Consider the following 14,727-nt stretch of genomic DNA (forward strand, 5'->3'; position numbering starts at 1 on the left):
CAATCAAACTCTCAAGATGAGGGATTCCACGCCAAGCCCTGATTTTTCGGCATCTGGGACAAATTTTTAATTGGCGATAACCCAGAAAAAGGAAGCTCCACTCAATATTGAAACTTCATACTCTCAGGCCCGGATTTTGAAAATTATTGAGTTTGCAGTATATTTTTTGAAAAAGGTCGCGTTTTTGCTTGATATTTTGCAGCCATTGACTATAAAATGGCGTGTGCCCTCAACAAATAGGGGGAATTACCAGTGTGGTTTTTAGAAAAATATCTTGTAATTCTATGTACTTAGAAGGTATAGTAATCTCAACACCACGACGTTCAGGCTTTGCAAACCTTTAATTCCTCATCACTCATGGCAACTCCCGTATCCAAAGCAGCCAACCTTAGCGATCCTGGCAAGCTCGCTGACTTCATCCTCTTCAGTCAGCGGGAATTCCTGCTGAACCTCTCCAAGGATCTCAGCCGCGGCAATGTATCCTTCGCCCAGTTCTACCTGATGAGCTACCTCAGCACATCCAAGGAACTGACCATGACCGACATCGCCCGCAAGATGGGCCACTCCACCGCTGCAGCCACCGGTCTTGTAGATCGTCTGGAAAAGCTCGGCTACGTGGAGCGCATGCACGCTGCAGACGACCGCCGCAAGGTGCTGGTTCGCATCACGCAAAAAGGCATGGAACTCGTAGGCAAACTGCGCGGCGCCCTTCAGGACCGTGTTGCCGAGGCCATGAGCGTCTCCAACAGCCCGGACATGAGTTCCTTCGTTGGGACCATCAGCGGTGCTGAAGCCGCCCAGGCCCGATAGTCAGCCGTCTGGCAAACAGACACTTTAGAACAAGGGTTGTTACCCACAACCCTGTAAAAAAAGCGGAGCATCAGCTCCGCTTTTTTCGTGTCTGCATTGCAGCTCGAAACCTACCGTCCAAAGGGTTACTTCGCGGTCAGGAACTCCACCGCACCCGTGTCCAGGTCATAGTGAGCTCCCACCACTGTCACCTTCCCCGCTGCCACTTTGTCGCTCAAGAACGGCCCTGACTTCTCCAGAGCCTTCACGACATTCATCACGTTCGCTTTGGCAGTCGTTTCCGCATCGGCATTGGCCGTGGCCACGACTGCCGGCTCGATCGCCTTCACCAGAGACTGCACATGCCCCGGGGCCTCGCTTTTGGCGGCAATCGTCTCGCGTGCGGCTTTCACCGCCCCGCAACGCTCATGGCCAAGCACCACGATCAGTGGGCTGCCTAGGTGTTCGACAGCGTACTCGATGCTCCCCAGGATTTCGTCGCTCAGCACATTGCCTGCGACCCGGATCACAAACAAATCTCCCAACCCCTGATCAAAGACCACCTCAGGTGCGGTGCGGGAATCCGCGCAGCCCAGCACAATGGCGAAGGGATGCTGCCCGGTCGCCAGTTGTGTTCTCCACTTGGGCGTCAGGTGGGGATGCTCCGGCTTGTTGGCGACGAAGTGGTTGTTGCCGTCCTTTAAGCGCTGCAAGGCCTGCGCAGGTGTGAGCTGCGCCTCATCAGCCGCCTGGGCATGGGTGTCAGTCTTTGCAGGCGCTTGGTCAGCAGCAATCGTGGAGGTTGTAAACGCGCCACTGCCAAGCAAGGCGGCGGCAAAGAGAGCACGATGGATTTTCATGTTGGGTTCAGAATGGACTTGGAGACACAGCAGGGGCGACGCGCTGGCCAGCAGCCTTTGCGCCATCGTCTAATGTATCTACCCCCTTCTTTTTGATCCGCTGCAGTTTGTGACAGTTCTGTCAAACTGCCCGCCCCTTCACTCCACTTTTCCCGGTAGCCGGGCGCCGCTGGGAGCGCGCTGGGTGAGCGAATCACCCAGATCTGCCCGCATGCCTTCTGCGAGTTTCTCCAGTTCCGCCACCACTTCGGGGTTGGCAGCCGCCACGTCCGTGCGTTCGGCAATGTCACTCACCAAATCGTAGAGCTCCTGCTTCTCCAGCTTTCGCTGTTCATAGAGGGCCGGAACCCCGCCCTTTCCACCGGGGCGTCCGTTCAGTGTGCGGTAGCTGTGTGGCAGGTAGAGCTTCCAGCGCCCCTTCATCACGGCCTGCAGTTCATTGTCATTGTAGTAGAAGTAGTAGGCCTCATGCGGGTTCTTCGCCCCGTCCGTGGCCGAGAGAAGCGGCCAGATGTCGCGCCCGTCGATCTTGTGATCCGGCAGCTGGCTTCCCGTCAGGGCCGCCACGGTGGGCAGGATGTCGATGGTCATGGCGGGCTCGGTCACAACCTTGCCAGACGGGATCTTACCCGGCCAGCGCGCCACAAAGGGCTCCCTCACCCCACCTTCCCAGACGGTGCCTTTGCCTTCCCTCAGCGGACCCGCAGAGCCGGAATGCGTGCCATAGCTGAGCCATGGACCGTTGTCGGAGGTAAAGATCACCAGAGTCTTTTCATCGAGCCCGTTCTCCTTGAGCGCCTTCAGCACCTCCCCCACAGACCAGTCGATTTCCTCAATCACGTCGCCATAGACGCCGTTCGCGGATTTGCCCTGGTACTTGTCACTCACAAAGAGCGGCACATGCGGCATGCTGTGGGCCAGGTACAGGAGGAATGGCTTTTCCTTGTTCGCGTTGATGAACTTCACAGCCCGCTGGGTGTACCAGGTGGTCAGGCGGGGCTGCTCCACTGCGGTCACTTCCGGCAGGACGATCCGGTCCCCGTCCACCAGGGGCAGCACCGGGAAGCCTCGGCGTTTCTTGCGCTGTTCCGGATTCAGATTCACCAACTCGGGGTGATAAGGCCACATGTCATTGGAGTACGGCAGGCCGAGATATTCATCGAACCCATGATGGACGGGCAGGAACTGGGGAGCGTCCCCCAGATGCCACTTGCCAAACGCCGCCGTGGCATAGCCGTTCTGCTTCACCAGTTCTGCCAAGGTGGTCTCCTCTTTGCTGATGCCCACCTTGGCTCCCGGTCCGAGCGCCCCTTTGATTCCCACCCGGTTGGGGTAGCACCCGGTCATGAGCGCCATGCGAGACGCGGAGCAGACGGGCTGCGCAACGTAGAACCTCTCAAACTTCACCCCCTCTGCTGCCATGCGATCCAGATTCGGCGTCGCTTGCCCCTTGGCTCCGAAGCAGCCGAGGTCACCATACCCCATATCATCCGCGAAGATCACGACAACATTGGGTGATCCTTGTGCGGCACTAGCAGGGGTAGCCGTGTGAAAGCTGAACAGCGCACCCGCCAATGCGGCGGCGTAGTGGATCAATCCATGAAGTTGTTTCATGACAGATAGTTGGAGTAGGATGAGGGATGCTGTCTGATTAATGTCCGTCAGTCGGCATCGGCATCGCCTTTGCCCTTCTTTTTTCCACCTTTTTTGCCCGCGGCCTTGGCGGTCTGCGGAGTGTTTGCCGTGGGCAGGGGCGCTTTCACATCCTTCCTCCAGGCTTCAAGGCGCTCGTGCAGTGCCTTCACGCGGTCCGGCTCTTGAGCCGCCAGATTGGTCTTCTCACCAGGGTCCTGTTGCAGATTGTAGAGCTCGCGGCGTCCGTCTTCGAAGAACTCGATCAACTTCCAGTCGCCCTGCCGGATTGAACCGCCGGGGGTGGTGCGCCAGGTGTCTCCGCCTGCCCCCAGATAGCCAGGGAAGTGCCAGAAGATCGCGTCCCGACCGCGAGGAGCTGCTCCAGGTTGGATCAACTCGTTCACATAGCTGACGCCATCCAGAGGCTGCTCAGCCACAGCAGGAGCCTTTGCCCCGGCCAGTTCCACCAGCGTGGGATAGAGATCCACAGAGTTGATGGGCGTGGTGTTGACCTGTCCGGCCTTGATGTGCTCCTTCCACTGGAACACGTAGGGCACCCGCACGCCCCCTTCATAGAGCATCCCTTTGCCGCCCCTCAGCGGAGCGTTGTCGGTGATGCCTTTGCCCTCGATCCCCTCACGCTCATAGCCGCCCACCCCGCCATTGTCGCTGGAGAAGACCACCAGCGTGTTCTCGGAAAGTTTCAGGTCGTCCAGCAGCTTCAAGATGCGGCCCACACTCTCATCCACACTGGCCAGCATGGCGGCATAGACTGGGCTGTGATGTCCGCCCACGGCGGGTTTGTCCTTGAACCGGGCAATCAGGTCCGCTTTGGCCTCATAGGGAGAATGCACACCATAGTGTGGGAGGTAGAGGAAGAACGGACCTTCTTTGTGCCGCTGGATGAAGTCCACCGCCCGGTCGGTGAGGAAGTCCGCCAGATAGGCGTCCTTGGGGACGTCCACTTTCGGGTTGGTATCAAAGTTGATGTGTCGTCCATTGGAAACAATGGCCTCGTCGAAGCCCCGCTTGGAAGGATGGTAGGCTTCACCGTTGCCCAGGTGCCACTTTCCAAACATCGCCGTCGCATATCCAGCATTCTTCAGCGTCTGGGCCAGCGTCACCTTCTCAAGCGGCAGGTTCACGACGTTGTCCACCGGGCGCAGAGAGCGGGTCTGCCAGGGAAATCGATCAATCCCTCCGACGGTGTAAACTCCGGTCCGGGGTCCGTATTGCCCGCTCATCAGAGCGGCACGAGTGGGCTGGCAGTTGGGCCCGCAGGAGTATCCCTGCGTAAACTTCACGCCTTGGGCCGCCATCTGGTTGATATGGGGGGTCTCGTAGTACTTGCTGCCAAAGGTGGCCACATCGGTGTACCCGAGATCATCGGCCAGGATGAAAATAATGTTGGGGCGGGTGGGAGTTTCAGCACGCAGGCCAGAAGAGGGCGCGGTCACCGAGCCCAGCACCAGTGCTGCAACAGAAGCGAGGAGTCTTTTCATAAGTCAGGAGAGGCGCGGTGAAACGTCGAGAACAGCATCGTCTCTCAAGAGATTGCCATGCCGGGAAAACTGGTCCTCAATTCCCCTGCTCATGATCACTCCCGCACCTCCCACTGGCACGCCCCTCCCCAACTGGTGCCCGCCACCCCGTCCTGAACGCGCCCCCATGCAAGGCCGGTGGTGCCTCCTGGAGCCGCTGACGGTGGCTCATGCGGCGGACCTGTTTGCGGCGGCCTCAGCGGACACCATGGGACACTCCTGGACCTACCTGCACTATGGTCCCTTCCAGACTGAGGCTGAGTACACGGCCTGGGTGGCCGAGCGTGCCGTGAGCACAGATCCCCTGTTCTTCGCCCTCGTGGATACCGACACAGGCCGCGCAGTCGGAGTGGCCAGCTACTTGAGGATCGATCCCACCAACGGGGTGATCGAGGTGGGCCACCTGTACTTCAGTCCTGCCCTGCAGGGTACCACCGCCGCCACGGAGGCGATGTACTTGATGATGCGTCATGCCTTCGACCTCGGGTATCGCCGGTACGAATGGAAATGCGACTCCCTCAATGCCCCCTCCCGCCGAGCGGCGCTTCGTCTGGGCTTCCAGTTTGAGGGGATCTTCCGCCAGGCCATTGTCGTGACAGGGCGAAATCGCGATACGGCATGGTTTTCTGTCATTGATGGAGAGTGGCCACTCCTGCGGGAACGCTTCGAGAAATGGCTGGCTCCAGAGAACTTCGACGCCCAAGGCCGACAGCTCTGTCCGCTTTCCGAAATAGTGCCACTGAGCGCCACGCAGGCCCGCTGACAAAATCGAAAATGTCTGTGTCATCATCTTCGCGTCATGTTCGCATGGCAGGATGTCGCGTGGTCACCACTGATGGAGCCACACTCCAAGCAAACCCTATAAAAACATCCGACTATGAAAACCAAATCCTTACTCTTCGTTCCTGCCGCCGCTCTTCTCGCCGCCCTCGGCTGCGTCCCTGCGCTCTCCGCCAAGGATATCACGCTGGCAGAATGCCCGGCTTCAGTGCAGCAGGCGATCAATCAAAATCTCGCCGGTGGCACCTTGGATGAAGTGGATCTCGTCAGCATCCAGGGGCAAAACCTGTACGTGGCCGAGGTCAAACTCCCCACCGCCAAGCGCGAACGCAAGCTCTACCTGAACGCCAGCGGCACCGTGATCAAGGTGCGTGACGACATCGCCCTGAGCGAGGCCCCTGCCGCCGTGCAGGACGCCGCCAAGAAACTGGCCAGTACCACAGGCAGTGTCGAGGATGTGGAAAAGGAAACCGAAGGCGACAAGGTGACGTACCGTGTGGAGATTGACCGCCAGGACAAGGACGGCGGCGACATCAAGGCGGTCTTCAGCGCGGACGGCAGCATCCTCACCCAGAAAGCTGACTGATCCTCATCCTCCTTGCCCAATGCGACTGCTCTTCATTGAAGACGCCACCCGATTGCGCAAGACCGTGGCCCGGGCGCTCACTCGCCTGGGCCATGCTGTTGATGAAGCTTCTTCCGCTGAGGAGGGGGCAGAACTGGCAGAGCTGGCCGAATATGATGCCGTGATCCTGGACATCATGCTGCCCGGTCAGTCTGGCCTGGAACTCCTGGCCACCTGGCGGAGGCAGCAGGTGGAGACGCCCGTGCTTCTTCTGACGGCGCTCGACAGCGTGGACGACCGGGTTCGAGGTCTCGTCACCGGTGCGGATGATTATCTCATCAAACCCTTTGCCATTGTCGAGCTGGCAGCGCGCCTTGAGGCCCTCGTCAGACGTCGTCATGGCAAACCTGACTCCAGGCTCCAGATCGGTCCGCTGGAGATAGACTTCGCGGCCCGGTCGGTTAGTCTCTTGGGCAATCCGATCACGCTGACCGCACGGGAGTTTGCCCTCCTGGAATGCCTGGCCAGACATCCGGGGCAAATCTTCAGTCGCGAGCAGATTGAAGCCCGGCTCTACAATGAAACGGACAGTCCTCTGAGCAATGCGGTGGATGCAGCCGTGTATTCGCTGCGGAGAAAGCTCTCTCCGCCTGGCGCACCCCAGCTCATCCACACTCGTAGGGGTCTTGGCTACGTGCTGGATCCCTCAGTTTCATGAGTTCACTCCTCACACGACTCACTCTGGCACTCTGCGTGGCCGCAGGGTTCCTCCTTCCTGCCGGCGGCTGCTTTGTGTACTTCACCGCAGAGCGTCTGCTATTGAGAAACTTCGATGGCATCCTGGCCGCGAAGGCGGATGCCCTGATCACCACTTCTGAAATGGACCGGGGCAAACTTGAGACCGACCTTGAGGTCCAGGAGTTTGCCGGCTTTGGTTCCGCGGCGGGCGGCGACTATTTCGAATTTCGCACCCCAGACGGTGCGCTACTGGCCCGCTCCCCCTCCTTGCGGCGGGATCGGCTTCCGTCACTATCTGCTCCGCTGACGCGCAAGCCGCAATCTGGATTCCTCGACCTGCCCGACGGACGCCCGGGGCGCGCGCTCTGGCTCGTGGTACCCGTGAAGTCCCGCGATCACCCCGAAGGTGCTACGCTGGTGGAGCTGGGGGTCGCCAGCGACAGCGCCTCTCTAAGCCAGACCCTGCATACCCTTGGGATGGTGGTCGCTGGTACTGCCACAGTGGGATTGCTCGTAGGACTGCTCGTACTGCGCGGTGTGGTGCGGAGAAGCCTGCAGCCCGTTTCCGACCTTGCCAAGGAGGTTCAGGAAATACCCGTGGATGAACCGGCGCGTGCGATTGACGCGACCGCGCTCCCTGCCGAGCTGGTCCCCGTGGGAAGGCGGGTCAATGACCTGCTCTCCCGCGCCCGCGAGGCCATTGAACGCGAGCGCCGCTTCAGCAGCCACGCCGCTCATGAATTGCGCACCCCTCTCGCAGAGCTGCGGGCCATCATCGAGCTCATGGCTGAGTGGCCAGATGAACGGACCACGGAGCAGTTTGAAGAAGCTCAAAAGGTGCTCAAGGGATTGGAGCAGTTGTTGCAAAAGCTCACCCTGCTCTCCCGCGCTGAAGCAGGTCGGCAGCCAGTGCACCTAGAATCCCTGGATCCGGCAGCGCTGGGCGAGGGAGCGGTGGAGCGCTTCAGAGCTGCCGCGGAGTTGCGCGGGCTCAGCCTTGTATTGAAACCGGGATCCGGCCCTCTGCGGTCTGATCCGGTGATTTGGGAGGCGATCGCCAACAACCTGCTGGAGAATGCCGTCTCCCACGCCCCCGCCGGTGCGACCATCACCGTGGAGTCCTCCGCTGAGCAGTTGGCGGTTTCCAATCCTGCACCTGGGCTCTCCAGTGCGGATCTGCCCCATTTGATGGAGCGATTCTGGAAGAAGCATTCCCGGCACGGCGAGGGAGAGGAAATCATCAGTCACTCAGGACTCGGACTCTCCCTGGTGGCGATCTATGCCCAACTGCTGGGCACGGCGGCGACAGCAGAGTTGCAACCTGGCGGAATCCTTACCATCAGGGTGCCGTGGTCGCGAACTGAAGGTACCCAGGGTTGACTCGCTTAAGGCTCGTCCAACCACTGGGCTGTGCTACAAATCCCCTTCGGGGATTAACTGCGGACTGAGCAGAAGTCTGCACAGTGGAGATGCTCAGTCGAAGCTCTTCCTCGAAGAGGATGCGGCTCCAAGCCCAACGTTGGCGAGCTTCCAGCGAGTCTACGTTGGGTATGGGTGTTTGAGGTTTATACTCCGAAGGAGTTGTGGCGGTCAGACTGCCTTGCGCGTTCAAAGTTCCCTGTCAGATTTTTTCTTTACATGCTCACATCGCACAATAACCTGTGCTAATGAGAATGGGACTGTGTTTTGCCTGGGCAACGCTGCTTCTCGCGGCCACGAGCTGTGTTGCTCACAAGCAATATCGCTCAGACTACTCCACCACACAGCTGCGGCAGCCGCCAAAATCGTTGCCCAGCCCCCACTCCGTCTTGGACCCTGTCAGTGTTCCAGCCGACAGCCGCGAGCACCGCGTCTTCGAAGTGTATGGAGACACCTTCAAGCTCGCCCACATCGAGTGCGATGACCAGGGCAGCTACTGGGAGACCACGCCAGACAACGTCGAGTCCAACTCAGGCATTCGGCCCGGACGAGGACGCAATCAGATCGAGTTCCTGGAAGAGACCCTGGAGGCTGATCTGGCAAAGAACCGCGCCCGCTATCGCAACGGGGTCATCCTTCTGGCCTTTGCCCATGGCTGGAACAACAACGCCCAGGAGAAGAATGACAACCTGCGGGAGTTCCGCAAGGCCGCGTACGAAGTGTGGGAGGATGAGAACACCAAGCCCGGAGCCCTCAAGCGCCCTGTCGTCGCCATCTACCTGAGCTGGCGCGGGCGCGTCATCCAGAACGCCACCTCCCTGGGCATCGAGAACGTCAAAGGGGCCAGCTTCCTCGCCAACATCCCCCACTACTTCAGCTTCTGGAATCGCAAAGGCACGGCGGAGGAGATTGGCTACCGCGCCATGGCAGAAAGCTTGAAACGCATTTCCCTGATCCGCCGGCGGTTCGAGGAAGCAGAGCCCCGCAGTGCGGCAGACAAGAACTCCCGGGCCATCATTGTGGGCCACAGTTTCGGAGCTGCGGCGGTGTTCTCCTCCGTCTCGCGATCCTATGAGGATGATCTCATGGAGTTGGTGTACGACCACGAACGGCGCAAGGAGCGCCCCTGGGTGCATCGCAACTGGGATCTGGTGGTACTGGTGAACCCCGCCTTCGAAGCCCTGCGTTATGTCACCATCGCCCGCTACAGTCGGGACCAACGTCTCGTGGATCTGGCCGAATCCCGCCGCGTCCCCTACATCTACTTGCCGCGGATGATTGTCGTGGGCTCCAAAACAGACGTCCCCAACAAGACCCTGTTCCCCATCGGACAAACGCTGGGTAATCTCACCAGCTCCACGCAACGCACTCGTTGGATTGAGCAGGGAGAGCGGCTTCGCGTGGCCTTGGGAGCCTACCGCCCCTTTGCCACCCACGACCTTGTTAAATCGGGCGACAGTGCCATGTTACGGGCCATCCCCAAGCAGGAAGACAAATCCAGCTTGGGCGGGATGAAGCCCCTCTCCGCAGGCGAACACGGCCGGGCCTTCATGTCCCCTTTCCAGACCCAAGGGGTGGTGGACGACGCCAGCAGCATCGGTCCATTCATGGTCGCCCAGGCAGACAAGTCAGTCATCGATGGCCATGGCGACATCTGGAACGACCACTTCCGTCTCTTCATCACCCGGCTCATTGAAGCTCGGGAGACCACCGTGAATCAAATGTCACGTCGAAATTAAAGCCGCGACCGTCAGCCCAACCACGCACAACTTGACGCCCTGCCGGGACCGTCCCAGTAGTAGGCGTCGGGCCAAGTCTGCCGATGCGCCCACCTCCGGAACAGAAGCTGTCGTCCACCTTTGATCATGGTCCGTCCCTCCCTCTCCTCCGCCGTCCGAATCGCCTGTGCTGTGGCCGTTGTCACTTTGACCGCTGGGTGCAAAAAGGAATCACCAACTCCTCCAGCAACCCAGGCAACTGCCACGCCTGCGGCTGAAGCCGCCGCGTCTGGGGTGCCATCGACCAGCACCGCCCCGACGACCGCCGAAACCGCGAATCTCCATCCCGCAGGAGCCTCAGAAGGGCCCTTCCAGATTACGACCAACCAGCCCTCTTACCAGACAGGCGACCGTCAGAAGGTCAGCGTCCGCACACCTGAGAGCGGCTGGCTCTATGTGGGAGCCATCAATGCAGACGGAGGTGTGCTCCTCTATTATCCCAACCCCTCCCAGCCCAGCGGCAAGGTGTTCAAGGACCGCACCATCAACCTTCCGCCGGAGTCGGGGCTTCGCGCAGAGGAAATGTGGGACATCAACACGGCGCTCCCCGAAGGCGTGAACAAGAGCCGTGAGATCGTCTTTGCCATTCTCTCCCATCAACCCATCGCGGATCTGAAGCTCGACTGGGGCGTGGATCAGCGCGACGCCCTCACTAAGGCTGGCATTCTAGCCGAAGGTGCCAAACCGACCACCCCCGGCTCCAAGTGTTTCCCTCCCACAGACAAACATCAGGTGGCGTGGCGTGAGTATGATATCACACGCGCACCGGAACATGTGGAGAAGCCTGCTCCGTGAATCTGGCAAGCGGCAGACGTTGCTCCGTCGCGGCTCACCATTGCTTAGAACCTGTTTGGATAAAAACGCTGGGTGTGTTGCGAGGCATTTTGAGTCTGGACAAGGCGCGAAGAGGGCGTAAATCGAGATTCACAACCGATGAGCAACGCCGTCCAGGCTCAAAAGGACCGCAACCCGGAGGGGCAGTTCTCAGGCTCGGCGAAGCCGCTTTTATCTCATTCCCTTAATTGAACCTGCCACACCCGGATGTTTTTATCCAAACAGGTTCTAAAGCTTCGGCTGCTGCTTCCACCAAATCATCCAAGGTTCCAGGTCGGGCCCCAGCTCTTCTCCAGAGATAAGTTCGAGAGCACCCACGACATTGGCACGATGTTCGCCACCTGTGTAGGAGCTCTTGCTGTTGTCAGTCTCCGGATCGAATTTGCAATCAAAGCTGCCGAGCAATACCGGCACCGCTTCACGCGCTTTCATTCGGCCGAGGTGCTCCACTGACGCACAGACAACGTGCTTGTCATCGCTGGTGGCGACATAGGCCATGAACAAGGGGTTCAAGCTGGGGTCTTCCAGCTCGGCCATCTTCTTCACCACTTCGATGGCTCTCCATCGATCATTGAACGGCCCCTTCAGCAATTCCTCGAACCGGGCCCGTCGTTTGTCCGGCTCAAGCGCGGCCAGGGCGATCCTGGCGGCAAGGGATACCTCGGTCATCTGGCCCGGCTCCTTGTTGACCAATTTTTCAAGGTAATCCCGGGCGCGAAGGTCTCCGAGTCTTCCCAATGCCGTCACCGCTTCAGGGGATTTCGAATGCTCCATGAGCAGGGGCACGGCCTCTTGAATTCGAAACTTTGCCACGGCCCTTGAAAGATCGTCAACATCAGGCCAGCTCGAAGGTTGCAACGCGAGAGTCCTGGTCCGCAAGGCATCCATGAGCAAAGGCGCAGCGCGCGGGTCACCCAGCCAAGTCAGCGCCAGCACTCCGTAGTCGCTGGGGTATTTCTTAAAGTTCGCCTCCAACACCGAGAACGCCCCTGGACACTTCGTTCGCGCCAGCGCCAACGGGAGCCGTTCCTCTACCGTCGCATGCTCAAGAACGGTGCGGGCAGCTACGCCCCCTGCCCCAGCAGAAGAGCGATCAAAAGTGAGCTTGCGGTCGTCCGTCAAAACCTTCTCCACCACGACCAGCACCCAAGGTGGAGTTTCGTGACCATAGCAGTGCAGAAGATGACTCAAGGCCCGGTGAAGTTCCCTGACCTCCCTCCACTCCGTGGTCTGCGCCCAGTTCTTGAGCAAGCTCGTCGCAGGCTCACTGCCCATTCGTGGGGCCGGCAGGGCGATCAAGAGTTTCACCACCATCGGAGAAGCCTCGGCCATTCGCTTCTCCAGGATACTCCGCATCGGGAGTGGCTGGTAAAGGTCAACCGCAGCATCGAGTGCAATGTTGGACTGGCAAAGACCCTCGAACTGGGTGCCCCACAAGTCACGAGTGAGAGGGTGCCCAACGGCGTAACTGACGGGAGGGAGAATCGTCGGACACTCCAACTGCCCGCGCCGATGGACGTGCAATTTGATGGCCCGTCGCGTTGGAAATGGAGGAGTCTCCAGCACTCCCGTCCATGTTGAGGCCGACGTATTGGATGTCTTGATAGAAGACGGGCTCTTACCTCCCTTCGACATCGTCAAGGGTGGCCCATCAACGGCAACGGTTGAATTCTGACCTTCTCTGAGACGGAGGACGATCTTCACGTCTAGAGGATGTCTCCACGAATCACCTCCGGACCGATCGCCCCAGAGATAGACCAATGCCCCTTCCCCTGGCTGCAATACAACGGGTGGCCGTACGATGTCCTGCCCAGCGGAGTGTCCCGCATAGATCACGCCTCCTCTTTCCACCTTAGGACCGTCACCCTCCAGATGTTCGCCCGGCATCCAGGGTACCCGATGCCACGCCCCTTTCCGGTCATGCTTGTGCAATTCGAAGAGGCGCGCGAGTTGGGAATCAGGCGGGTTCCCCATGGGCACTCTCAATGGCGAACTGCCGACGTTGCGCAGCTGCACCAGCACCACATATCCAGCAGGTCCCCAAGGATCCACAAAGTCCACCCGCGCCGCCAATCCATTCACAGGTTCCGACCATCGGGCCATGGCGGATACTTCGGCGGCCATCTCCGTTGTCGTCGCTGATTTCCTGATCGGCACCTGGGTACCATCGTCCTGCTTCGCTTGGGCAGAGACGCAGGAGAGCATGCCACTCAATACGACGGCGATGCTCAGGCCGAGAACTGCCGCAACGCCATCTCGGAAAAGATGTTTCACCATCATCACCTCCAAAAAATGCCACACATCGAATAGCCCGGGCAATCGGCATCTTCATCGATTTTTCACAGCCCAGTTTGGCCACTAGCCGACGCTTAAGGTTGTCACGTTAGATTCGCGCACCAGAGTTCACCCTTCGTCCAGATTCACTGAATCCTTCCACACTCAAAGCGCCGGGACAAAAAGAGCATGCCGACTGCAAGCTACGCGACCGACATGCAGGCAGTTTCAACAATGCGAACTCAAGCAATCGGCTTGAAAGAGACGTCCTGAATGACCTTCCCTTCCAGATCCTTCATCACGAACTTCAGCCCGCTCACGTCGGCGACGCCTTCGATGAAGGTGGCGGCCTGTGGCTTCGGACCTCCGCCGACCAACTGCCCGTAAGGGAATTCAGTGGTGCCTGGAATCCAGGCCGTCTGGTGGGTGTGGCCGGAAATCACGATCTGCGCCTTCCACGCGACCAAGGTATTGTGCCAAGCCTCGCGACTGAGGCGGCTGTAGTGATCGTAGCCACCGATTGCATAGTCGGCGATCTCCTCGTTCTTCCACCGCAGCGGAATGTGGCAGAACACCACGCGAAACGGTGCATCCCTAAACTCCGGCAATTCGACAACCTTCTTCAACCACTCGGCCTGCTCCTGACGGAGGAGTTCGAACGCCACCCGCCCTCCGAAGCTAGGATGATTGTCCGGCTTGTCCTCACCGGTATGGAGACAGATGAACGCCACCGGACCACTGCGAAATGCGTAGAACGGGCGGCCATTTGGCGTAGCAACGAGTTCCGGCATCTTGAACGCCCACTTGCCTCGGACATCGTGGTTTCCCCACACAACGAACATGGGGCGGCCCGTGCTCACATCCTGACCAGCGGGATTCAGGAGCGTCGGAGCGAGCCAGTCCTCTTTGTCCCAGTTGTTGCAAATATCGCCGTTCCACAGCAGGAAATCCCCCTGCGGCGTAGCAGCATGGAGCTTCTTGATGGTTTCCTCGTTCTGGTGCGTGTCATTCCAGACCGCAAACTTGGTCGTGGCGGCCTTTGCATCCAGAACGCGAAAAGGCCTCCACGGGCTTTCTTCGCGGGCCTTTGCGCCATCGCCGGACTCGCTGACGGCACGAATCTGGTAGTTCACGCCAGTTTTCAAGCCCTCGATACGCACGCGCACAATGCGATCGCCCTGCGGCACGAAACCGAATGCATCCTCGTGAGCTTTGCCATTGCTGCCATCCTCTGCCTTCCACTCCACCCAGCCGCAGGCCAGCCGACTGACTCCCCAGACGAGCTCGAGACCATCGGCACGCGGGGCCATGTGAACGGCCGGAGTCGTCATCAGCGAACCTCCCGCTGGAGTCTCTGCTGCTGCCGTTTCCGCCGTACGCACCAGACCTGCAGAACCTGCCACCGCTCCGCCTGCAACACTACCAAGGAATTCACGTCGTTTCATATGAGGGCAAAGGTAAGTGGTCGAAACGCCAGATTCTGCAGCAATCTTCAGACTGACGCGAGAACAACC

At 59.4% G+C, this 14,727-nt stretch carries 12 protein-coding genes; 7 read left to right on the top strand and 5 right to left on the bottom strand.

Annotated features, from left to right (window positions below; translation table 11 throughout):
• The first annotated feature begins 357 nt into the window (after positions 1-357).
• Positions 358-810, top strand: coding sequence for a MarR family transcriptional regulator (locus tag BV034_RS19320; protein WP_009961459.1), 453 nt, complete (start codon positions 358-360; stop codon positions 808-810).
• 125 nt (positions 811-935) lie between these two features.
• On the opposite strand, the gene BV034_RS19325 is transcribed toward BV034_RS19320, so the two are convergent.
• From BV034_RS19325 to BV034_RS19335, 3 genes are all read right to left on the bottom strand, one after another.
• The gene (locus tag BV034_RS19325) at positions 936-1,649 is read right to left on the bottom strand and encodes a carbonic anhydrase (protein ID WP_050028629.1); all 714 of its coding nucleotides are present in this window, start codon (positions 1,647-1,649) and stop codon (positions 936-938) included.
• A 138-nt stretch (positions 1,650-1,787) separates the two neighbouring features.
• Entirely contained in the window at positions 1,788-3,263 is a 1,476-nt protein-coding gene (locus tag BV034_RS19330; protein ID WP_050028630.1) for a sulfatase, read from the bottom strand.
• A 47-nt stretch (positions 3,264-3,310) separates the two neighbouring features.
• Positions 3,311-4,786: a sulfatase gene (locus BV034_RS19335; protein WP_050028631.1), complete on the bottom strand. Its 1,476-nt coding sequence runs from the start codon at positions 4,784-4,786 to the stop codon at positions 3,311-3,313.
• A 91-nt stretch (positions 4,787-4,877) separates the two neighbouring features.
• Here BV034_RS19335 and BV034_RS19340 point away from each other — a divergent pair, with 91 nt between their 5' ends.
• The 6 genes from BV034_RS19340 to BV034_RS19365 all read left to right on the top strand — a co-directional run bounded on the left by BV034_RS19340 (position 4,878) and on the right by BV034_RS19365 (position 10,900).
• On the top strand, positions 4,878-5,588 hold the full coding sequence (locus BV034_RS19340; RefSeq protein WP_050028632.1) for a GNAT family protein: 711 nt from the start codon (positions 4,878-4,880) through the stop codon (positions 5,586-5,588).
• A gap of 114 nt (positions 5,589-5,702) precedes the next feature.
• Positions 5,703-6,191 carry a hypothetical protein gene (locus BV034_RS19345; RefSeq protein WP_050028633.1) on the top strand — a complete coding sequence of 163 codons (489 nt, stop codon included), beginning with the start codon at positions 5,703-5,705 and terminating at the stop codon, positions 6,189-6,191.
• Positions 6,192-6,210: 19 nt separating this feature from the next.
• The gene (locus BV034_RS19350; protein ID WP_050028634.1) at positions 6,211-6,888 is read left to right on the top strand and encodes a response regulator transcription factor; all 678 of its coding nucleotides are present in this window, start codon (positions 6,211-6,213) and stop codon (positions 6,886-6,888) included.
• Positions 6,885-8,288: a histidine kinase dimerization/phospho-acceptor domain-containing protein gene (locus BV034_RS19355; RefSeq protein WP_050028635.1), complete on the top strand. Its 1,404-nt coding sequence runs from the start codon at positions 6,885-6,887 to the stop codon at positions 8,286-8,288. Before BV034_RS19350 ends, BV034_RS19355 begins: the two co-directional genes overlap by 4 nt.
• A gap of 428 nt (positions 8,289-8,716) precedes the next feature.
• A complete protein-coding gene (locus BV034_RS19360; RefSeq protein ID WP_265593191.1) occupies positions 8,717-10,066 on the top strand; it encodes a hypothetical protein in 1,350 nt (449 codons plus the stop codon).
• A 126-nt stretch (positions 10,067-10,192) separates the two neighbouring features.
• Complete coding sequence (locus tag BV034_RS19365) at positions 10,193-10,900, top strand: DUF4384 domain-containing protein (RefSeq protein ID WP_050028637.1); 708 nt, start codon at positions 10,193-10,195, stop codon at positions 10,898-10,900.
• A 267-nt stretch (positions 10,901-11,167) separates the two neighbouring features.
• Here the strand turns inward: BV034_RS19365 and BV034_RS19370 are convergent, their stop codons facing one another.
• On the bottom strand, positions 11,168-13,144 hold the full coding sequence (locus BV034_RS19370; protein ID WP_265593192.1) for a HEAT repeat domain-containing protein: 1,977 nt from the start codon (positions 13,142-13,144) through the stop codon (positions 11,168-11,170).
• A gap of 311 nt (positions 13,145-13,455) precedes the next feature.
• Positions 13,456-14,658, bottom strand: coding sequence for a metallophosphoesterase (locus BV034_RS19375; RefSeq protein WP_050028639.1), 1,203 nt, complete (start codon positions 14,656-14,658; stop codon positions 13,456-13,458).
• Positions 14,659-14,727 lie beyond the last annotated feature (69 nt).

Source organism: Verrucomicrobium sp. BvORR034 (assembly GCF_000739635.1).
Lineage (GTDB): Bacteria > Verrucomicrobiota > Verrucomicrobiia > Verrucomicrobiales > Verrucomicrobiaceae > Verrucomicrobium.